Annotated in this window: 18 protein-coding genes and 1 tRNA gene; 6 read left to right on the plus strand and 13 right to left on the minus strand. The window is 71.6% G+C overall.

Annotated features, from left to right (window positions below; translation table 11 throughout):
• Positions 1 to 59: 59 nt before the first annotated feature.
• From ACWC1K_RS15015 to ACWC1K_RS15045, 7 genes are all read right to left on the minus strand, one after another.
• Positions 60 to 133: transfer RNA gene (locus ACWC1K_RS15015), tRNA-Lys, on the minus strand.
• Positions 124 to 717, minus strand: coding sequence for a bifunctional DNA primase/polymerase (locus ACWC1K_RS15020; protein ID WP_450831496.1), 594 nt, complete (start codon positions 715 to 717; stop codon positions 124 to 126). The genes ACWC1K_RS15015 and ACWC1K_RS15020 overlap by 10 nt, the downstream gene beginning before the upstream one ends.
• Positions 718 to 838: 121 nt before the next feature.
• Entirely contained in the window at positions 839 to 1,204 is a 366-nt protein-coding gene (locus ACWC1K_RS15025; RefSeq protein ID WP_030943902.1) for a hypothetical protein, read from the minus strand.
• Positions 1,205 to 1,354: 150 nt separating this feature from the next.
• Positions 1,355 to 2,695, minus strand: coding sequence for an AAA domain-containing protein (locus tag ACWC1K_RS15030; protein ID WP_450831497.1), 1,341 nt, complete (start codon positions 2,693 to 2,695; stop codon positions 1,355 to 1,357).
• Entirely contained in the window at positions 2,692 to 4,281 is a 1,590-nt protein-coding gene (locus tag ACWC1K_RS15035; RefSeq protein ID WP_450831498.1) for a hypothetical protein, read from the minus strand. The genes ACWC1K_RS15030 and ACWC1K_RS15035 overlap by 4 nt, the downstream gene beginning before the upstream one ends.
• Positions 4,272 to 5,411 (minus strand): hypothetical protein, encoded by a 1,140-nt coding sequence (locus ACWC1K_RS15040; protein ID WP_450831499.1) that lies wholly within the window; start codon positions 5,409 to 5,411, stop codon positions 4,272 to 4,274. Before ACWC1K_RS15040 ends, ACWC1K_RS15035 begins: the two co-directional genes overlap by 10 nt.
• A complete protein-coding gene (locus ACWC1K_RS15045) occupies positions 5,362 to 6,309 on the minus strand; it encodes a phosphatase PAP2 family protein (RefSeq protein ID WP_450831500.1) in 948 nt (315 codons plus the stop codon). The genes ACWC1K_RS15040 and ACWC1K_RS15045 overlap by 50 nt, the downstream gene beginning before the upstream one ends.
• A gap of 193 nt (positions 6,310 to 6,502) precedes the next feature.
• Here ACWC1K_RS15045 and ACWC1K_RS15050 point away from each other — a divergent pair, with 193 nt between their 5' ends.
• Positions 6,503 to 7,102 (plus strand): histidine phosphatase family protein, encoded by a 600-nt coding sequence (locus ACWC1K_RS15050; RefSeq protein WP_450831501.1) that lies wholly within the window; start codon positions 6,503 to 6,505, stop codon positions 7,100 to 7,102.
• Positions 7,103 to 7,257: 155 nt separating this feature from the next.
• On the opposite strand, the gene ACWC1K_RS15055 is transcribed toward ACWC1K_RS15050, so the two are convergent.
• Entirely contained in the window at positions 7,258 to 8,742 is a 1,485-nt protein-coding gene (locus ACWC1K_RS15055; RefSeq protein ID WP_450831503.1) for a hypothetical protein, read from the minus strand.
• A 288-nt stretch (positions 8,743 to 9,030) separates the two neighbouring features.
• Here ACWC1K_RS15055 and ACWC1K_RS15060 point away from each other — a divergent pair, with 288 nt between their 5' ends.
• Positions 9,031 to 9,468 carry a hypothetical protein gene (locus ACWC1K_RS15060; protein WP_450831505.1) on the plus strand — a complete coding sequence of 146 codons (438 nt, stop codon included), beginning with the start codon at positions 9,031 to 9,033 and terminating at the stop codon, positions 9,466 to 9,468.
• A gap of 60 nt (positions 9,469 to 9,528) precedes the next feature.
• Positions 9,529 to 10,398 (plus strand): spermidine synthase, encoded by an 870-nt coding sequence (locus tag ACWC1K_RS15065; protein WP_450831507.1) that lies wholly within the window; start codon positions 9,529 to 9,531, stop codon positions 10,396 to 10,398.
• A 14-nt stretch (positions 10,399 to 10,412) separates the two neighbouring features.
• On the opposite strand, the gene ACWC1K_RS15070 is transcribed toward ACWC1K_RS15065, so the two are convergent.
• Positions 10,413 to 10,913 (minus strand): hypothetical protein, encoded by a 501-nt coding sequence (locus ACWC1K_RS15070; RefSeq protein WP_450831509.1) that lies wholly within the window; start codon positions 10,911 to 10,913, stop codon positions 10,413 to 10,415.
• Positions 10,914 to 11,011: 98 nt separating this feature from the next.
• Between ACWC1K_RS15070 and ACWC1K_RS15075 the strand changes: the two genes are divergently transcribed.
• The 3 genes from ACWC1K_RS15075 (at position 11,012) to ACWC1K_RS15085 (ending at position 14,709) form a co-directional block, all read left to right on the plus strand.
• Positions 11,012 to 11,725, plus strand: a complete 714-nt coding sequence (locus tag ACWC1K_RS15075; protein ID WP_450831511.1) for a response regulator transcription factor — start codon at positions 11,012 to 11,014, stop codon at positions 11,723 to 11,725.
• Positions 11,722 to 13,095: a sensor histidine kinase gene (locus ACWC1K_RS15080; protein ID WP_450831513.1), complete on the plus strand. Its 1,374-nt coding sequence runs from the start codon at positions 11,722 to 11,724 to the stop codon at positions 13,093 to 13,095. The genes ACWC1K_RS15075 and ACWC1K_RS15080 overlap by 4 nt, the downstream gene beginning before the upstream one ends.
• Before the next feature lie 171 nt (positions 13,096 to 13,266).
• On the plus strand, positions 13,267 to 14,709 hold the full coding sequence (locus tag ACWC1K_RS15085; protein ID WP_450831515.1) for a glycoside hydrolase family 18 protein: 1,443 nt from the start codon (positions 13,267 to 13,269) through the stop codon (positions 14,707 to 14,709).
• A 108-nt stretch (positions 14,710 to 14,817) separates the two neighbouring features.
• Here the strand turns inward: ACWC1K_RS15085 and ACWC1K_RS15090 are convergent, their stop codons facing one another.
• The 4 genes from ACWC1K_RS15090 to ACWC1K_RS15105 all read right to left on the minus strand — a co-directional run bounded on the left by ACWC1K_RS15090 (position 14,818) and on the right by ACWC1K_RS15105 (position 19,668).
• Positions 14,818 to 16,257, minus strand: coding sequence for a GH1 family beta-glucosidase (locus ACWC1K_RS15090; protein ID WP_450831517.1), 1,440 nt, complete (start codon positions 16,255 to 16,257; stop codon positions 14,818 to 14,820).
• A gap of 165 nt (positions 16,258 to 16,422) precedes the next feature.
• Positions 16,423 to 17,328 (minus strand): carbohydrate ABC transporter permease, encoded by a 906-nt coding sequence (locus ACWC1K_RS15095; RefSeq protein ID WP_450831519.1) that lies wholly within the window; start codon positions 17,326 to 17,328, stop codon positions 16,423 to 16,425.
• Positions 17,315 to 18,349, minus strand: a complete 1,035-nt coding sequence (locus ACWC1K_RS15100; protein ID WP_450831521.1) for a carbohydrate ABC transporter permease — start codon at positions 18,347 to 18,349, stop codon at positions 17,315 to 17,317. Before ACWC1K_RS15100 ends, ACWC1K_RS15095 begins: the two co-directional genes overlap by 14 nt.
• Entirely contained in the window at positions 18,346 to 19,668 is a 1,323-nt protein-coding gene (locus ACWC1K_RS15105; RefSeq protein WP_450831522.1) for an ABC transporter substrate-binding protein, read from the minus strand. The genes ACWC1K_RS15100 and ACWC1K_RS15105 overlap by 4 nt, the downstream gene beginning before the upstream one ends.
• Positions 19,669 to 19,828: the final 160 nt, after the last annotated feature.

Here is a 19,828-nt window from a genome sequence, read left to right on the forward strand (position 1 = left end):
CGGGGGGAACCCGCCAACGGCGAAGGCCCCCCGCGCTTGCGAGAGGCCTTCGCTGTCTGTGCGCCGCCAGGGACTCGAACCCCGGACCCGCTGATTAAGAGTCAGCTGCTCTAACCAACTGAGCTAGCGGCGCCTGCTGACGTCGTAGACCTTAGCATCCTGATCGGCGGGAGGAAAAATCGATATCCGTACGGCTGCGCGGGCCGCCCGCACGGCCGCCCAGAGCAGGATCTCGGGGCCCGGCAGCCAGGGGTGGCGGGTGTCCGGGGCGACCAGCCAGCGGGAGTCGGGGGAGGCCGGCGGGGTGGTCGCGAGCAGGGGCGGGACGGTCACCGCGTCGCCGTTGCCGTGGCACAGCAGCGGCGGGATCGCTCCCGTGCGGCCGAACTCCTCCCAGCGCAGCAGTGAGGGCAGCCGCTGGGCCGTGCCGGGCGCGGCGAACAGCAGCATCCGGCCCCGGAAGGTCGCCACCGGCCCGGAACCCGGCCCCTCGTCCCACAGCCGGTCGACCATCCTGCGCGCGAAGACCGCCGGTGCGCTGACGACGTCGAAGGCCGTGCCGCACGGGAGCACCACCGGGGCGTCGGGGTGCTCCTTCCAGAGGGCGAGCGTGCTGCGCGGGTACGTCCCTGCCGAGGCGAGCCAGGCGGCCCCGTCCGCGGTGACCCCGCTGACGTCGTAGCGGTCGGAGAACGGGTCGATGCGTTCGCTGCTCATGACATCCAGGTCTACCCGCTGTGAACGCACCGCTCCTCACGGTTGCCGGAAACCGGGACAGGTGGGAGAGAAGAGGAGTATCTTGCCCACCTGGCATATGCCAAAGCGAAGTGGACCGTATTCACACCGGGTCCGCGGAGCCCCGCCCTTCGGCCCCGCTCATCAGGTCCCGTCCGTACTCGACCATCTTCTTGGCATAGTCCTCGGTCCACTCGGCGCGTTCCGCGATGTCCGCCGGCGTCAGCCGGTCGAACCGCCGGGGGTCCGCCAGCTGGGCGGCCGCCATCGCCTGGAACTCCACCGCCCGGTCGGCCGCCGCGCGGAACGCCTGCGCCAGCTCCGTCGAGCGGGCCAGCAGCGCCCGCGGATCGTCGATCGACTCCAGGTCGAAGAAGTGCTCGGGGTCGGAGGCCGCCTCCGCGGGCTCGAAGAGCAGGGGCGCGGGGCGTAGCCGCGGTTCGTTCCGACGCGGCGTGGGCTCCGCCATGTCTTCTCCTCCTCGTACGTCGCAATCGACCCGTCCAGGACCGCCGGGCCACCGTCCATTGTCCCGCGCCCACGCAAGTGGGCCCGGAACCCCAGGTCCCTCAAGGCCTGAACGCCACCCGATGTTCCCCGAGCCGCGCCGGCACCGCGGTCACGGCCGCCAGCTCACCCGGTGCTCGGCCAGCCGTGCCAGTACCGCGTGGTTCGCCTCCCAGCCATCAGGGAACTTCACGAGGGTTCCCAGCTGCACCGGCTCCGTGGACGGGTAGTCGTCCAGGAGCTCGCTCACCCCAGCCCGGCAGACCACGATGCAGGCGTGGCGGTGGCGGGAGGCGAGGACGCACAGGCGGCCTGTTTCCAGGTGGAAGGCGGTGGCGTCGGGGCGCCCGGAGAGAGGGTGGAGGACCACCGTGACGTCGTATTCGCGGCCCTGGAGACGGTTCGCCGTGTCGACGGTGACGTCCGTGACCCCCAACTCCGCGAGCGCCGCGCGGATCGCCGCCGCCTGGTCGCGGTGGGCCGTGCCGACGGCGATCCGGTCGGCGGTGAGCGGCGCGGGCTCCTCGGGCGCGCGCTCCGAGGTCGCTGCACCTCCCCGGTCCAGCAGCCGCCGTACGACGGTCGCCACCGCCCGCACCGCCTCGGGGTCCGTGCGCGGAGTGTGCCGCGCGGGCAGCTCCAGCAGGCCCCAGCCCGATACGGCCGCCTCGTCGATCACCCGGTCGGGCCCGGAGCCGTCGGAGGGGACGGCGAAGGCGAGACGGCGGTCGCCGTGGTCCGTGCCGCTGCGGAAGGGTGTGTACGGGTAGAAGGCGTCCGAGACCAGGGGGGCCGCGGAGGCCGGAAGGCGCCAGGACACCGGAAGGCGGTGCTGCGGCAGTTCCGGGTTGTGGGCCAGCAGGGTGGTCACGGCGGAGGCCGAGGGGTCGTACGAAAGCCCCGCCCACTGCTCGCTGCCCACGATGGAGAAGGGGTCGAGCTGCCCGGGGTCGCCCACGAACAGCGCCCGCTCGAACAGCCCCGCCACGGCGAGCAGTGCGTCCGAGCGCATCTGGTACGCCTCGTCCACGATCGCGTGCCGCCACGGCTCGTCGACCTTCACATGCGCCCACTTCGCGGCCGTGGAGACGACGACCGCGAGCCCGGTCAGCTCGCCCGCCTTCGCCGACTTGCGTACGTTCGGCAGGTCGTCGAGCGCCTTGTCGTACGGGTCGGTGTCGCTGCTGTGCAGACGGCCGACCGGGAGCTCGGTGTTCTTTTCCGCGAGCCGCAGAACGAGGTCGTCGACCTGGGCGTTCGTCTGGGCGACGATCATCAACGGGCGTCCCGCATCGGCCAGTTCGAGGGCCGCACGGACGACGAGCGTGGACTTTCCGGCACCGGGCGGCGAGTCGACGACCACGCCCCGGTGGGTGCCGTGCAGGGTGTCGCGGAGGATGGCGTCGGTGGCCTCGGCCGCCAGGGCGCCCGGATCGAATGCGGTGGTGGTCACAGCATGTCCTCCGCGGTCAGGGGATCGGCGGCCTCCGCGGCGGCCTCGCCCGGCGGGCCGCCGTGCGTCCACGGCGTCTCCTCCGGGTCGGGCAGTTTCGGACCGCCCCGCTGCTCGTGCTCGAAGAGGGTGAAGCAGAGCCGGTCGCCCTTCTCGGGCACCGAGCCGGCCTCGGGCTCCTTGCCGCGGCCCATCTTGTCGACGACACGCAGCACGAGCAGATCCTCCGCCTCCCGCCCGACGAACTCCGCCGCCTGCGGCTTGCCGCCCAGCGAGCGGTACACCTTGACCCGCTCGCCCAGGTGCGGACGGTCCTCCGTCCGCACGGTGACCAGCGGGCGGGGGCTCGGCCGCTTGCCCTCGCTGTACGCCATCACGACATCCGTCACCTCCCCGGCGAACGCCTCCCCGGACAGCCGCCGGCCCGCCATCACCAGCGGATCGTCGAGCGCCTCCTGGGCCTCGAGACGGGCCTGTTCGCGCTCGCGTGCGGCGAGCTTGTTGGCAGCGGTGACCGCGTCGTCGCGGCGCGGCTGCGGCGGCTCGCCCGCGGCGATCCGGTCGCGGTGGCCGGTGAACGACCAGCGGTCGCGCGTCCACCGCTCCTCGACATGCGCCCCGTCGGGCAGCGCCCGCAGCAGGTCGAGGCCCTGCCACACCTTCTCCCAGGTGGGCAGGGTGCGGCTCAGCACCAGCTCGCGGATCTCCCGCTCCGCGGCGGTGAGTTCACCGAGCCGGTCGTCCGCCTCCAGACCGTCCTCGGCGACCGCGAGGGCGGAACGCGCGCGGTCGTAGCGCTCGATCGCGGGCGCGAGCAACTTGTTGTCGAACGCCGGGTCGGTGGCCGGTCCGGCGGGCGGGCAGAGCAGTTGGCCCTTGGCGTCGCGGGCCAGCTCGGCATGCAGGGCGGCCTCGGCGCCCGTCGAGCCCTCCGGAGGGTCGATCCACGCGAGCAGGGCGCCCAGATGCTGGTCCTCCAGGGTGGACTGCCCGGTCGCCCAGTGCCGGGCCAGGACATCCGTCATCGCCAGCAGGAGGGAGGATCCGGGGACGCGGGCGCGCTCCCCGAAGTGCGTCAGCCAGCGGCCGAGCAACGGCACGCGCGGGGGCGCGGGATACGGCGCCTCCGGGTCCTGCTCCGCCGTACGCCGGAAGCGCATGGAGCGGCCGAGGAGCCGTACGAAGTCGACGCCCGCGCGGCTCGGCACGATCAACTGCGGGGCGTCCGCGCACAGCTCGACCTCGACCTTGACCCGCTTGCCGGTCTCCGGATCGGTCTCGCCCCGCTCGGCGGCCTCCACGTCCTGCGCGTACGCGTCGAGATACGGCAGGACCACATCGGCCAGCTCGGCCAGGAACGCGAACCTGAGGTCGCGGTCGCGCGGCTGCGGTACGGCCAGCAGGCGCGGCGCGTCCCGGTCGGTCCCCACGAGCGCGCCGAGCGGGGCGCCGGCCTCGCCCGCGGTGGTGAGCGGCACGAAGACGAGGGGCCGCTCGGACAGATGCCGGTGCCGGACGGTGGCGGCGGCCTGTGCGCGGCCGGTGCGCACCGCTTCCAGGCGGGCGAGGGTGGAGATCAGTGACACGGGGTGACCTCCTCACCGAGGGGAGCGAGGGCTTCGGCACGCAGTCGCGCCGCCCTCCGCAGCGCCGCCACCGCCGGGTCGTCCGGGTCGCCGCTCTCGCCGCGGGCCGCCGACAGGACCTCCTCGACCGTCGTCAGGCCGCCCAGTTCGGCGCGGACCGAGCGGCCCAGGGAGGTCACCGCGCCGGCCGCGCGGGAGCGGTCGCGGCAGTGGAAGGCCAGCTCGCAGGCGGACAGGCACTCGGGCGCATACGTGGCCGGGACCGACTCCACGGCCGAGGTCAGCTCGTCGGCGGGCAGCTGAGGGGAGAAGCAGGTGCCCTCGGGGAGCGTGTCGGCGATGTCCTCGATACGGGTGAGACGGGCCAGCTGGCGGCCGGTGACCGCGCGCTGCTTGCGCACGTCGACGGCCGAGGCGGTGGGGAGGTTGGAGAAGTCCTTGGGGCAGACGAGGAGGATCCGGTGCCGCACCTCGGGGACGGGGTCGAGGCGGGCGGCGACCTCTTCCAGAGCCAGCACGTACACCGCCGCCTGGCGTGCCGCCGCGCCCACCTTCGCCGGGTCCGCGCTGCCGTCCAGCATCGGGAAGGACTTGATCTCCACGACGGTCCAGCTGCCGTCGGGATGCACCACCACGGCGTCCGGCTCCAGGAACGCGGGGGAGCCCGCCACGTCGAGCGCGAGCATCGGGTGGTCGAGGAGCGTCCAGCTGCCCGCGGCCGCGGCGGCCTCGCGCAGTGCCAGCGCCGTACGGGCCGCGCGGCCCTCGGGTCCGGTCGCGGAGAGGTCCGGCACCCGCGCCTCGGCGGGCGGCTCCGCGCGCCGGTCCAGCTTCTCGTGCACCAGCCTGAGCAGCTCCGCGCCGCCGTCCGCCTTGACCTTCGCCTCGAACGCGTTGCCCCGCGTGAACGCGAACTGCGACTGCCCGAAGACCGAAGGGGAACCCAGCGCGCTCGCCACCGCCGCCTTGTTCACCCCGGCGCCGTCCAGGATCGCGCGCCGTCTGCACCCGGGGTTGGCGGCGAGGGCGGCCAGGGCGCGCGCGTCCAGCGCCTTGGCCGGTACGTCCGGACCGCGCAGCTCAGCGAGCCGCTGCCGGAGCGCCTTCCCCCGCGTCCGTGGGAGAGGCACCCGGCTCGGCTCCGGATCCGGTCCGGGACTCGCGCTGCCGTGGAATTCGCTCACCCGCGGAAGTCTGGCATCCGGCACTGACAATTGAGGAACCTGCGACCTGAGCGCCCCCTGCGCCGAAGGACAGCCGCTGCTTGATCCCGTCCGCGCCCCGCAGGACGTACGGCGTCAGGACCAGCCCGACGCCCATCACGGCCGCACCCGCGACCGCGTCGAGGAAGTAGTGGTTCGCGGTGCCCATGACCACGATCGTGGTGAGCAACGGGTAGGCGACGGCGGCGGCCTTCGTCGTACGCGTCCTGCCGTACCGCCACAGCATGACCCCGCACCACAGGGCCCAGCCCACGTGCAGACTCGGCATGGCGGCGTACTGGTTCGTCATCCCCCCGAGGCCGCGCGGGGCGCTGGCCTCGCTGCCCCACCAGCCGTACGAGCTGTACTGCGCCATCGTGTCGACGAAGCCGTGGCCGACGGAGAGCAGGCGCGGCGGGCAGGTCGGCAGCAGGGTGAAACCGATCAGGCCGAAGAAGGTGGACGTCATCAGCCAGGTGCGGGCCGCGCGGTAGCGGACGGTGTGCGATCTGAACAGCCAGACCAGGATCGCCGGGGTGACCAGGTAGTGCAGCGACGCGTACCAGAAGTCCGCCGGGACGCCGAGCCATGCCTCGCGGGTGAAGAGCCGGTTGAGCGGGTGCTCGGCGTTGATGTGCAGGAACTTCTCGATGTGCAGGATCGTCACGCCGTGGTCGACGGCGCCCGAGGTGTCACCGCGGGCGAGGAGGCGGCCGGCCGAGTAGCAGGCGTACACCAGCAGGATCAGCGGGAGCTCGGTCCACCAGCGCAGGCGGGTCTGCGGGGTCGCTGCCTCGATGCCCGGTGTCGTCTCGGTCCTCGGCATCCGATCGCCTCCCCCTTCGTTCTCGCGCGGCGCCCGGCGGGCCGGGCGTGCCACTTTACGGCGTACGTGCGCACCCGCTTCGGGCGCCCCGGACCTCAAAGACGCAGAGATCGCCCGCCAGGTTGCCCGCCACCAGCGTGCGCGATGATGGACTGGTTCCGCCTGCGATTTCTCCCGGAAGGCCTTTCAGCTCATGGCACCGCGCATTCTGCTGGCCCGGCACGGACAGACCGCGTGGTCGCTGTCCGGCAAGCACACGGGCAGGACCGACGTGCCGCTCCTGGAGGAGGGCCGGCGGGGCGCCAAGCTGCTCGGCGAGCGGCTGCAGCGGGGGCCGTTCGAGGGGCTTCCCGGGGTGGCCGTCCGTACCAGTCCGCTGGCACGCGCGCGTGAGACGTGTGAGCTTGCGGGGTTCGGGGAGCGGGCCGTCGTGTGGGACACGTTGATGGAGTGGGACTACGGGGCGTACGAGGGGATGACGCCCGAGGAGATTCAGGCTGCGCGGCCGGGGTGGCTGATCTGGCGGGACGGGGTGCCGGAGGGGGAGTCGCTGGCAGAGGTGACCGCGCGGGCCGACGAGGTGGTGGCGTGGGCGCGGGGGGAGGATCGGGATGTGCTGGTGTTCGCGCACGGGCACATCTTGCGGTCGATCGGGGCTCGGTGGTTGGGGCTGCCGTTGGACTTCGCCGCGCGGATTCGGTTGAACCCGACGTCGCTGTCGGTGCTGGGGTGGGCTTATGGCGAGCCTGCTATTGAGAGCTGGAACGACCTGGGGCACTTGACCGGGGTGTGAGCTGTGACCGGCGGTGTCGCTGGCGGGCGGGGGTGTCGCTGGCCGGCGCTTGCCGGGTGCCGCTCTCTTTGGGACGGGTGCCGCCCTTGGCGGCACGATCGCCCGCAGCTACGGCGGCAGGGTTGGCCGCACTACGGCGGCGCGGTTGGCCGCAGCTACGGGGTTCGGGGCTGGTTGGCGTGGCGGTCCAGGAAGGTTGACACGCCTGATGCCCGGCGGTGCGGAAGCAGCACCCTCGCCGTGCCCGCCAGCATCGTCTGGACCCGGGAGGACTGGACCTGGTCCAGGAGGTCCAGTACCTGCATTCCGGCTGTCGCCGCCTCGTCCGGGCGGCCGCCTCTGGCCAGGTCGTCCGCCAGTTCTGCCGTGTAGAGGGCGATGTTGCGGGTGAAGTGCGGGTTCTGGAGCTGGGCCGCGCGGCGCGCGTGGCGGGCGGCGCGGGGCCAGTCGCCCAGCGTCGACCAGCACTGCGCCTCCAGGCCCTCCAGCTCGGCCTCGCCGTAGAAGCTCATCCACTCGGGGTCGGCGTCCGAGGGGCCTCGCTCGAAGAGGGTCTGCGCGCGGACGAGCGCCTGTTCGCAGGCGGTGCGGTCGGCGAGTCCCGCCCAGCCGCCCGCCTCGCGCAGCGCGAGCAGCGACATCAGCCGGGCGGAGCCCAGGGGGCGCGCGACGCGTTGTGCGGCCTGCGCGGCCCGGACCGCCTCGCGCGGGCGTCCGGCGTCGCGCGCCAGGAACGCCGTGTTGCAGAAGGCGTGCGCCTCCAGGGCGTCGTCGCCGGTCATCCGGGCGGTCGCGAGGGCCTCCGCGTAGTGCGAACGGGCATCGTCGAACCGCCCCGAGTCGTGCGCCAGCCAGCCCACGGAGATGGCGAGTTCACCGGCGCCCGAGTGGAGACGGTCGGCGGTCGTCTGCCGGGTCGCCCCGGCGTCCAGGAGCGCATAGGCGGCGCGCAACGGAGCCGACGCGCGCCGGTAGAGCCCGTCCGCGCCGTGCCGGTCGTCGAGCAGCCGGATTCTGCGTACGGCCTCTTCGAGTGCGTACGCGTCGTTCGCGCCGGGGCGGCGGACGGGACGTCCCGCTGCCGCGGCGTCGAAGGCGAGCCCGATCGGGCCCAGCGAGGCGGCGGCCACCGTGGCGCCACCGCCGGTCATGAATGCGCGACGCAGCACGTCGCTCTCCTCGTAGTTCTCGTGAAGCGCAGGGCTCTCGTGACGGCCATGCGGGTCGTAAGGGACGTGCGGGTGGTAAGGGACCTGCGGGTGGTAGGGGACCTGCGGGTCCGGGGTGTCCTGCGTTTCATACGGCTCGTACGCCCCCCGTGTCTCACCGGTGGGGTGCGCCCGGCGTCCGCGGACGGACGAGCGGGGCGCGAAACCCAGGTCGGTGAGCGTGCGGCCGGGGAACATGTGCAGGAACACCCGTTCGTATGCGTAGTTGGGGCAGCGGATCTCGCCCGCCTCGACCCGGCCGATGTAGCGCGCGTCGCAGCTGACCCGCTCCCCGATCTCGCGCGCGGCCCGGCGCACCGCGGCGGCGAACTCGGCCGGCGAGCGCTGTCCGCGCAACTGCCGGAAGACGAGGTTCGGCCGCGGTGGCCTGGGGGGCGTGGGCTGGGACGAGGTCAGGTGTGACGACGCCATGGCCGGGTCCTCTCTTGCGAACCGTCGAACCATGCCGGATTCAGGGTGGGTTGTCCGTGTAGAGCCCTGTCTCCAGCGGGGAAGAACGTACCTGCTGTGTCGGACCGCTCACGCTGGGTTTGGCTACAAACCGGATATCTCATGCGGGATCTGCCATGAACTGCCATCCTTTGTGGCTGACTTCCGCCGTAGCCGTTGACGCGGCAGCCGCGTTGAACCCTGCGGACCGGGAGCCGCCCGACTCCCGACCCGCTTCGTTCAAGGAGGGGTTCCGTGGTGGAGGCCGGGATGGACACCAGACAGAGCGTCGTTCCTCGTACGCCGCCCGCGACCGTGGCGCATGCCCCGGCCCCGGCGCGCGGCGAGCCGCCCCTCCCGGACGGCGCGTGCGACCTCGTCACCGTGCCCACCCGGCAGGGGCTGGAGGCCGTCGACATCCTGCGGCGCGGCGCGGGCGACGCGGTCGGCCCCGTCCTGCACGACGACGACTGCAACACCCTCGGCTTCGTCGTGCCGCCCGGTACGGCCGCTGCCTGGGACGTCCCCGGCAGCACCTGTACGGAGACCGACGGCCGCGGTCTGAGACTGAACCCCGAGCCGCCCGAGGGGGGCTCGGACTGGCTGCTCCCGCCCGGTGAGGCCGATCTCGCGACCGACCCGGCGGTTCTGCGCGCCGCCCTGGGCGAAGCGGCACGGATCATCGAGGCCGCGGACAACTGCCGCTGACCCGGTCGCTCGTGCCACCCCGTGCAGGCGTGGCCGCCCGGCGCCGCCGATAATGGGGCAATGGGAAAGTCCAGGAACCCCCGGCGCGGAAGCGGCGGCGCCGAGGCGGTCGTCGAGGCCGTCGACGGCGGGCTCGCCGAGCTCATGCCGGACCGGGACCGGGCGCGGGCCTGGACGCTGCTGATCGACGGGGCGCCGCAGTCGCACGTCGATCTGGACGACCCCTCCTACCTCTCCTTCGAGTACCAGCGCCGGCTCGGGCATGTCATCGACCTCGTCGCACCGGCCGGGAAGCCCGTGCACGCCGTGCACCTCGGCGGCGGAGCACTCACTCTCGCCCGCTATGTCGCCGCCACCCGCCCCCGCTCCACCCAGCAGGCCGTCGAGCGGGACACCGCGCTCGTCCAACTGGTCCGCCGTGAGCTGCCGTTGGACCCGAACGCCCGGATCAGGGTGCGTTCCGTCGACGCCCGCGAAGGGCTCGCCAAGGTGCTCGACGGCTGGGCCGACCTCGTCATCGCCGATGTGTTCAGCGGGGCCCGCACCCCGGCCCACCTCACCTCGACCGAGTTCCTCGACGACGTCCGCCGGGTCCTGAAGCCGGGCGGCTGCTACACCGCCAACATCGCCGACGGGCCGCCGCTCGCCCACCTCCGCGGCCAGATCGCCACCGCGGCCGCCCGTTTCCCCGAACTCGCGCTGGTCGCCGACCCGACCGTGCTGCGCGGCAAGCGCTTCGGCAACGCGGTCCTCGTCGCCTCCGACGCCCCGCTGCCGATCGCGGAACTGACCCGCAGGGCGGCCTCCGACCCGCACCCCGGCCGCGTCGAACACGGCCGCGCGCTCCTCGACTTCACCGGCGGGGCGCCCGCGGTGACGGACGAGGCGGCGGTCGCCTCACCGGCGCCGCCGCCCTCCGTGTTCCGTTGACCAGTGGTTCCCGGCTAGTAGGTCCCGATCTCCACATGCGGCGGCCCGTCGTGCCAGGTGCAGATCACCGAGACCTTGTTGGTGCCCGAGGTGAACTCCACCCGGATCCAGGTCTCCGTCTTCCACGTCTGCATCGACCAGCCGGTGTCCGGGGTCGCCATGACGAGCGTCGCCGCACTCCTGCCGAGGTCGAAGACCACCCGACCGCCGTCGGTGTCGTAGCTCTTGACCTGGCCGGATGCGGTGGGTGTCGGGGTAGGGCTCGGGGTCGACGGCGTGGGCGTCGGGGAGGGCGTGCGCGAAGGCCTCCTGGACGGTGACGGCGACGGCCGCCTCGTCGACGACGCCAGCGGCTGCGACTCCTGAGTGGTCGCGTCCGCCGCCGCGATCGGCAGGGCCCGCGGCGGGTCGTACGCCGTGCCCGCCATCACCGTGTGGACACCCCACCACGACAGCGTGACCGCCGCGCCCGTGGCGAGCGACCAAGCCAGTACGTGTACGAGTCCTCTGCGCATCGCGGGCCATACTGCCTCACGCGTCCCACCAGCCGCACACGGTCGGAGTTATCCACAGGCCCCGATACGGCCTGCCCGCATGGCGTACGGTGCCGCGCATGGCAAGTGTGCTCGTGGTCGAGGACGACCAGTTCGTACGTTCGGCGCTGATCCGGCACCTGACCGATGCCGCTCACACCGTGCGCAGTGTCGGGACGGCGCTGGAGGCGCTGCGCGAGGTCGCCCACTTCCGTTTCGACGTGGTGATTCTGGACCTGGGACTGCCCGATCTGGACGGGTCCGAGGCCCTGAAGATGCTGCGCGGCATCACCGACGTGCCGGTGATCATCGCCACCGCGCGGGACGACGAGACGGAGATCGTCCGCCTGCTCAACGCGGGCGCCGACGACTACCTGACCAAGCCGTTCTCCGTCGAGCACCTGTCCGCGCGGATGTCCGCGGTCCTGCGACGGTCCCGGTCCGCCCCCGCGGACGCCATGCCCTCCACCGTCCTGCGGGTTGGCGGCCTCACCGTCGACCCGCTGCGCCGCCAGGCCGAGCTGGACGGTATGCGGCTCGACCTCACCCGCCGCGAGTTCGACCTGCTCGCCTTCCTGGCCGGCCGGCCGGGCGTCGTCGTACCCCGCAAGGAACTCCTCGCCGAGGTGTGGCAGCAGTCGTACGGCGACGACCAGACCATCGACGTCCATCTGTCCTGGCTGCGGCGGAAGCTGGGCGAGACGGCGGCGCAGCCCCGCTATCTGCACACGCTGCGGGGCGTCGGCGTGAAGCTGGAGCCGCCCGCCTCCGGGGGAGCGGAGCCGCCGCGATGAGATGGGCACTGGTCAAGGTCTGTCTGGCGGTCACCGCCATGGTCGTGGTCGCCTTCGCGGTGCCGCTCGGGCTCGTCGTCAAGGAGATGGCCCGTGACCGTGCGTTCTCCAACGCCGAGCGGCAGGCGGCCGCGGTCGCCCCGGCGCTGTCCATCACCACCGAGCGCGACCAGCTGGAGCGGGTCGTCGCCTCCGCCGGTTCGGACTCCGGGATGGCGGTGCACATACCGGCGGCCGCCGGACAGTCCGCCGTCGACATCGGGCGGCAGCGCGCCGCCGGCGAGGACATCGCGACCGTGCGCAAGCTGGGCCGCGCCTCCACCACCGCGGTCTCCGGCGGCTCCACACTGCTCCAGCCGGTCGCACTCAGTACCGGTGCGATCGCCGTCGTCGAGGTGTACGTCCCCGAGTCCGAGGTCAGCAACGGCGTCGGTACGGCGTGGGCGGTGCTCGCGGGGGTGGGGATCGCCCTGATCGTCGGATCCGTCGCGGTCGCCGACCGGCTGGGCGTACGGATGGTGCAGCCCGCGCAGAAGCTGGTCGAGAGCGCGCACGAGCTGGGGGAGGGGAAGCTGGGGGCACGGGTGCCGGAGGAAGGACCGACCGAACTGCGGCTGGCGGCGGTCGCCTTCAACTCCATGGCCGACCAGGTCGTACAACTCCTCGCGAACGAGCGGGAGCTGGCGGCCGATCTGTCCCACCGGCTGCGCACCCCGCTGACCGTGCTGCGCCTCAACGCGGCCTCGCTCGGTGAAGGACCGGCCGCCGAGCAGACCCGGGCCGCCGTCGCCCAGCTGGAGCGCGAGGTCGACACCATCATCCGCACCGCCCGGGACGCCAAACCCCAGACCGCGGCCGCCGGTCCCGGCGCCGGATGCGACGCGGCCGAGGTGGTCCGCGAGCGGATGGCGTTCTGGTCGGCGCTCGCCGAGGACGAGGGCCGCAAGTGGCGGATGGCAGGCGCCGACCATCCGGTGCGCATACCCGTGGCCCGGGCGGACCTCGCGGCCGCACTGGACGCCCTGCTCGGCAACGTCTTCCGGCACACCGCCGAGGGCACGGCCTTCGCGGTCGACCTGCACAACGGCGAGGACGCGGTGATCGTGCTGGTCTCCGACGCCGGCCCCGGGATCCAGGACCCCGAGGCCGCCATGGCGCGCGGGCGGGGATCCGGCAGCGACGGATCCACCGGGCTGGGCCTGGACATCGTGCGCCGGCTCGCCGAGTCGACCGGCGGTGACGTGCGGATCGGGTCCTCGGTCCTCGGCGGGACCGAGGTGCGGATCTGGATCCAGCTGGACGGGCGGGAGCGGACGCCCGGACGGGGCCACCGCTCCGTACGGCGACGCAGACAGAAGAAACTCGTCTAGAAATTGGTCTCTACCTTTAACCGTCCCCGATCCCTTCCTTAAGCGCACCCTAAGATCCTCAACCCCCGTCCGGATCAGGCGCTTTGCCCGGTTCCGGCTCGCTAGCGTGCTGCCGCACCCACCCCCGGGGCACCCCGTGAATCCCCGCGAACAGCGAAGGCAGGCACGCGCATGAGCACGCACCGGCGCAGGATCAGTGGCAGGAACAAGGCGATCGGCGGAGCTGTCGCCGCGGCCGTGATCGGTGGCGGCGCGCTCCTGCTCACCGGTACCGCGCAGGCGGCCGGAGTGGCCGCCGCGTACACGAAGACCAGCGACTGGTCGACCGGCTACACCGCGCAGTACGTCGTCACGAACAACACCGCGCAGACGGAGAAGAGCTGGAAGCTGGAGTTCGACCTGCCGTCCGGCGCCAGGCTGAGCTCGCTCTGGAACGCCGAGTCCAGCGTGAGCGGACAGCACGTCACCGTGACGCGGGCCAAGTGGGACACCGACGGCCTCGCGCCCGGCAAGTCCGTCACCGTCGGCTTCGTCGTCAACGGCACCGGCAACCCAAGCAGTTGTCTCGTCGACGGCGCCAAGTGTTCCGCCGACGACGGCCCGACGCCCGAGCCGAGCGGCCGCCCGACCCAGTCCCCGACCCCCACCCCCACTCCCACCAGGACGGCGACCCCCACGGCCACCCCCACCCCGACCCAGAGCTCCGGCACCGGCACCACGGCGGGCGCGGGCTTCGCCCCCTACGTCGACACCTCCCTCTACCCCGCCTTCGACCTCCTCGCGAGCGCCGACGCGACCGGCGTGAAGAACTACAACCTCGCCTTCATCACCGACGGCGGCGGCTGCACACCCAAGTGGGGCGGTGTGACCGACCTCGGCAGCGACGGGGTGGCATCCCAGATCGGCGCCCTGCGCGCCAAGGGCGGTGACGTCCGCGTCTCCTTCGGCGGCGCCTCCGGTTCCGAACTGGCGACGACGTGCTCCTCGGCGGACGCGCTCGCCACGGCGTACGGCAAGGTCGTGGACCAGTTCAAGCTGACCAAGGTCGACTTCGACGTCGAGGGCGGCGCGCTCCCCAACACCACGGCGAACACGAACCGCGCGAAGGCGATAGCCAAGCTCCAGGCGGCCCACCCCGACCTGGACGTCTCCTTCACCCTCCCGGTCATGCCCGAGGGCCTCACCCAGGACGGGGTGAACCTCCTCTCCAACGCCAAGTCCAACGGCGCGAAGATCAACACCGTCAACATCATGGCGATGGACTACGGCGCCTCCTACAGCGGCGACATGGGCACCTACGCCGAGCAGGCGGCCACCGCCACGCAGGCGCAGGTCAAGAGCGTGCTCGGCCTCTCCGACGCTGCCGCCTGGAAGACGGTCGCGGTCACCCCGATGATCGGGGTCAACGACGTCTCGTCCGAGATCTTCAAGGTTGACGACGCCACCCAGCTGACGGCCTTCGCCAAGACCAAGGGCCTCGGCGGCCTGTCGATGTGGTCGGCGACCCGCGACAAGCAGTGCGCCGGCGGGACCAAGCCCACCGCCGACGCCACCTGCAGCTCGATCACCCAGGACAAGTTCGCCTTCTCGAAGGCGTTCGGAGCCTTCAACTGACCACCGTGCAACGGGGGTTGACGCGCCCCGGCCGGACTTCCCCCCACCCGGCCGGGGCGCGGCGTCCCCCTCGGGCGCCGCGCCCCCGCTGTGGGCTCCCGCCCCCGGTCAGTCCGCCGCCACAGGAGGCAACGTCCCCGTCCGAGCAGCCTGCCCGTACCAGAGGGCGCTCGACTTCGGCGTACGAGTCAGCGTGGCGTAGTCGACGTACACCGCCCCGAAGCGCTTCTCGTACCCGTACGCCCACTCGAAGTTGTCCATCAGGGACCACAGGTAGTACCCGCGGACATCCGCGCCGTCGGTGATCGACCGGCGCACCGCCGCGAGATGCTTCTCCAGGTAGGCGATGCGCTCGGGGTCGTGGACGCGGCCGTCGGAGTCGGGCTTGTCGTCGTAGGCCGCACCGTTCTCGGTGATGTACAACGGCAGTCCGGGCGCCTCCCTCGTGTACCGCATGATCAGCTCGTGCAGGCCGGTCGGGTCGATCGTCCAGCCCATCTCGGTGCGTTCGCCCGGGGTCTGGTGGAAGGCGACGTCGTCCGCGCCCGGCCACGGGGAGTGGTCGCTGGCGCCGTGGCCGTCGGCGCGCGGGTTGCTCGGGTCCGCCTCGGCCGCCGAGACCAGCGTGGGCGTGTAGTAGTTGAGACCCAGCGCGTCCAGCGGCTGGTGGATCGCGCCGAGGTCGCCGTCGAGGACGTACGACCAGTCGGTGATCAGCTCGGTCGCCGCGAACAGCGACTCCGGGTACGCCCCGTGCAGGATCGGGCCGTGGAAGACGCCGTTGGCCAGGTCGTCGATCTTCCGCACCGCCGCCAGGTCCCCCGGGTCCTGCGGCGAAAGGGGCCTGACCACCGAGGAGTTGAGGCTGAGCGCGACCGAGTTGCGGGCCGGCATCACCGACCGCAGGGCCGAGGTGCCGAGCCCGTGCGCCAGGTTCAGGTGATGAGCGGCCCTCAGGGACGCCTCCGGGTCCGTCCGGCCCGGCGCGTGCACCCCGGAGCCGTAGCCCAGAAACGCGCTGCACCACGGCTCGTTCAGGGTGATCCACTGCTCCACCCGGTCGCCCAGCGCCTCGCCCACGATCTGCGCGTACTCGGCGAACCTGAGCGCCGTGTCCCGCTCCGGCCAGCCGCCCGCGTCCTCCAGTTCCTGCGGCAGGTCCCAGTGGTAGAGGGTGACGGCCGGCTTGATGCCGTGCTCGAGCAGCTCGTCGACCAGCCGCCGGTAGAAGTCCAGGCCCACCTGTACGGCGGGCCCCCGGCCCGTCGGCTGCACCCGCGACCAGGAGATCGAGAAGCGGTACGCGGACAGGCCCAGCTCGGCCATGAGCGCCACGTCTTCGCGGTACCGGTGGTAGTGGTCGACAGCGATGTCACCGTGCTCGCCGCCGGCGGTCTTGCCCGGCGTATGGCTGAAGGTGTCCCAGATCGAGGGCGTACGACCGCCCTCCCGCACCGCCCCCTCGATCTGGTACGCGGAGGTCGCGGCACCCCAGAGGAAGGCGGGGGGAAAGGTCACCGGGGTCGCCGGCTGTGCGGACTCAGGCATGGAAGCGCTCCCATAAGTGGTCGTCGAGACCGAAGAGTTGGAGGGGTGGGGGAGGGACAGGGGGAGGAACGGCGGGAGAAGAGGGGCCGAGGCGGCGCTGACCCGGCCCCCAGGCGACGTACAACGACTACGGCAGCACCGGAACGCAGCCGGGACGCCGAACCGTCAGCCCTTGATCGCGCCCTGCATGATGCCGCCCACGATCTGCTTGCCGAACAGGATGAACGCGATCAGCAGCGGCAGCGTGCCCAGCAGCGCGCCCGCCATGATCACCGCCTGGTCGGGGACATAACCGGTGCCGAGCGAGTTGAGGGCGACCTGCACGGTCGGGTTCTGCTGGTTGAGGGCGATGATCGGCCACAGGAAGTCGTTCCAGGCGAACACGAAGGTCAGCAGGCCCAGCACGGCCATCGCGGGACGGGCCGCGGGGAAGACCACGTGCCAGACGACTCTCAGGCTGCTCGCCCCGTCCACCCGGGCCGCCTCGATCAGCTCGGTGGGCAGCGCCTGCACCAGGTACTGCCGCATGAAGAACGTGCCGAAGGCGCTGACGAGGGTGGGCAGAATGACCGTCTGCAGCTGGTTGGACCAGCCCAGGTCCGCCATCCACAGATACAGGGGTACGACGGCCAGCTGCGGCGGGATCATCATGGTGCCGATGGTCAGCAGCAGTAGGGTGCTCGAGAACCTGAACCGCAGCTTGGCGAAGGCGAACCCGGCGAGCGTGGAGAACAGGACCGTACCGATGGTGATGGTCCCGGCGACGATCGTCGAGTTGACCATCGCGGTGCCGAGCCCGGCCTGGTCCCAGGCGGCCTGCAGGTTCTTGAACAGGTTCGCGCCGAACCACAGGGGCGGCGGTGACTGCGCGAGCCGCTCGTTGTTGCGCGAGGCCGCGATGGCCGTCCAGACCAGCGGGGCCAGCGAGATCAGTGCGAAGACCGTCAGGACGACATAGGTGACCGGGCCCGCGTGCATCTGCTTGCCCGCGCCGAGCACCCTGCGGCGTCCGGGGCCACGGCGCTCGCCCTTCCCCTTCGCCTGAGGGAGTGTCAGTTCACTGGTCGTCATGGGACTTCCTCAACCGTCGGGTGATCAGCAGGTTGATCGCGGCGATGACCAGCAGGATCAGGAACATCGTCCAGGCGATCGCGGAGGCCTTGCCGAGGTTGCCGATGCCCCAGCCCTGGTCGTACATGTACAGGCCGAGCGTCTGGTACTGGTGCGCGGAACCGCCCTTCGAGCCGCTGACCCCGCCGAACAGGAGCGGCTCACCGAACAGTTGGGTCGCGCCGATCGTGGAGACGACCACCGTGAACAGGATTGTCGGCCGCAGCATCGGGATCGTCACATGGCGGAACTGCTGCCAGCGGCCCGCGCCGTCGATCGCCGCCGACTCGTACAGGTCGGAGGGGATCGCCTGCATCGCCGCGAGGTAGATCAGCGCGTTGTAGCCCGTCCACCGCCAGATCACGATCGTGGAGACGGCGAACTGCCCGCCCCAGTCGGACTCGCGCCAGTTGATCGGGTGGACACCCACGAAATGGAGCAACCAGTTGACCATGCCGCCGTCCCACGAGTACAGCAGCGTGAAGACCAGCGTCGCCGCCGCCACCGAGGTGGCGTACGGGGTGAGCATCACGACCCGCCACAGAGTCGAGCCGCGCAGCTTGTAGTTGAGCAGATGGGCGATCCCGATCGCCATCAGCAACTGCGGAACGGTGGAGATCACGCCGATGCTGAACGTGTTCTCCAGGGCGTTCCAGAAGAACTCCGAGGACAGCAGGTGCTGGTAGTTGTCCAGGCCGGCCCAGGTCTGGTGGTCCAGACCGGACAGCTGCACGTTGTGCAGCGAGTACCAGGCCGTATAGAGGAGCGGGACGAGTCCGAAGGCCCCGAAGATGATGAAGAAGGGGGCGATGAACGCGTACGGGGACGCCTTCATGTCCCAGCGGTACAGCCGGCTGCGCCATGAGTCGGGGCCCGGCGGTGTACCGCGACCGTGAGCGCCCCGGGCCGCGCCCGGCGGGGTGCCGGGCGCGGCCTCGGCGCTCGACGCGGAATGCGCGAGAGCCTGCTGGGAGCTGGTCACTGGCCGAGCACGTCCTTGACCTCGTTCTTGGCCGCGTCCCAGCCCTGCGCCGGGCTCTTGCCCTTCTGCTCGACCTGGAGGATGCCGACGTCGGTGATCGCCGTGTTGATCGGCTGGTCCTTGATGCCGAAGTACTGGACCGGGATGGTCTTCGCCGAGTCGGCGAAGATCTGCGTGATCGGCGCGTTCGAGAAGTAGGCCGTGGTGTCCGCGGCCGGCTTCAGGTTCGCGTACGCCGACGGGGTCGACGGGAAGCTGGCCTGCTTGGCGAAGACCTTCGCCTGCTGCTCGGGCGCGGTCAGCCACTTCGCCAGGGCGATGGCCTCCTTCTGGTGCTTGCCCGCCGTCGGCACGCCGAGGAAGGAGCCGCCCCAGTTGGACGCGGTCGGGGCCGCCGCCACGTCCCAGTTGCCCTTGCCGGAGGCGCCGGACTTCTGCTCGATGTAGCCGATCATCCATGCCGGGCAGGCCACCGTCGCGAAGGTGCCCTTGGCGTAGCCCTGGTCCCAGGTCGGGTCGAACTGCTTCAGCTTCGCCGACATGTCGCTGGTCGCCACGGACATGGCGACGTCCCAGGCCTTCTTCACACCGTCGGACTTGTCCCAGACGACGTTGCCGTCCTTGTCGTAGTAGCGCTCCGACCCGCCGCCGAGGGCCGCGTTGTAGACGGAGGAGGCCGAGTCCACGAACTTGGTGCCCTTGGGCGCCTTCTTCATGTACTCCTTGCCGAGGGCCACGTACTTCGCCCAGTCGCCCTTCCACTGCGCGGCGAGCTTGGTGCGGTCCGTCTCCAGACCGGCCTTCTTGAAGAGGTCCTTGCGGTAACAGATCGCCATCGGGCCGACGTCGGTGCCGAGTCCGATCAGCTTGCCGTCCTTGGTGGTGGCCTGCGCGTTCTTCCAGTCCAGCCACTGGGACTTGTCGACGTCCTTGCCGAGGTCGACGAACTTGCTGCCCTGCGTCTGCACGGCCTCGGTGATGTTGCCGACCTCGATCGCCTGGATGTCGTCGGTGCCGGAGCCCGCCTGCAGCCGGGTGAGGACCTTCGGCCAGTACACGTCGGTACGGGTGGTGACGTTCTCCTTGATGCTGATGTCCGGGTGCAGCTTCATGTACTCGTCGTAGAGACCGGCCTGCTTGTAGCCGAACACACCGAAGGTGCCGATGGTCAGTGTGGTCTTGCCCTTGCCGTTGCCGCCGCTGTCGTTCGACGAGCCGTCGTCCGAGTCCTTGGAGCAACCGGCCAGCAGTCCCGTGGTCAGCGCGGCGACGGCCGCGAGGGCCATCAGCCGGTGGGACCGGCGGGTACTCGTGCGCATTGCGTCCTCCTGTTGCCTGACGTGCCGACCCCCCGGCCAACTGCACTGTTGGGCCCGTTCTACACGCTGCGGCTCGGGCGGGGAACGTGCGGGATGTGTATGTGTCAGGTACTGTGGGAGCGCTCCCACAAGTGATGTGTTGAAGGTTCGCGGGTTCGAG

The sequence above is a fragment of the Streptomyces sp. NPDC001492 genome (assembly GCF_053597275.1).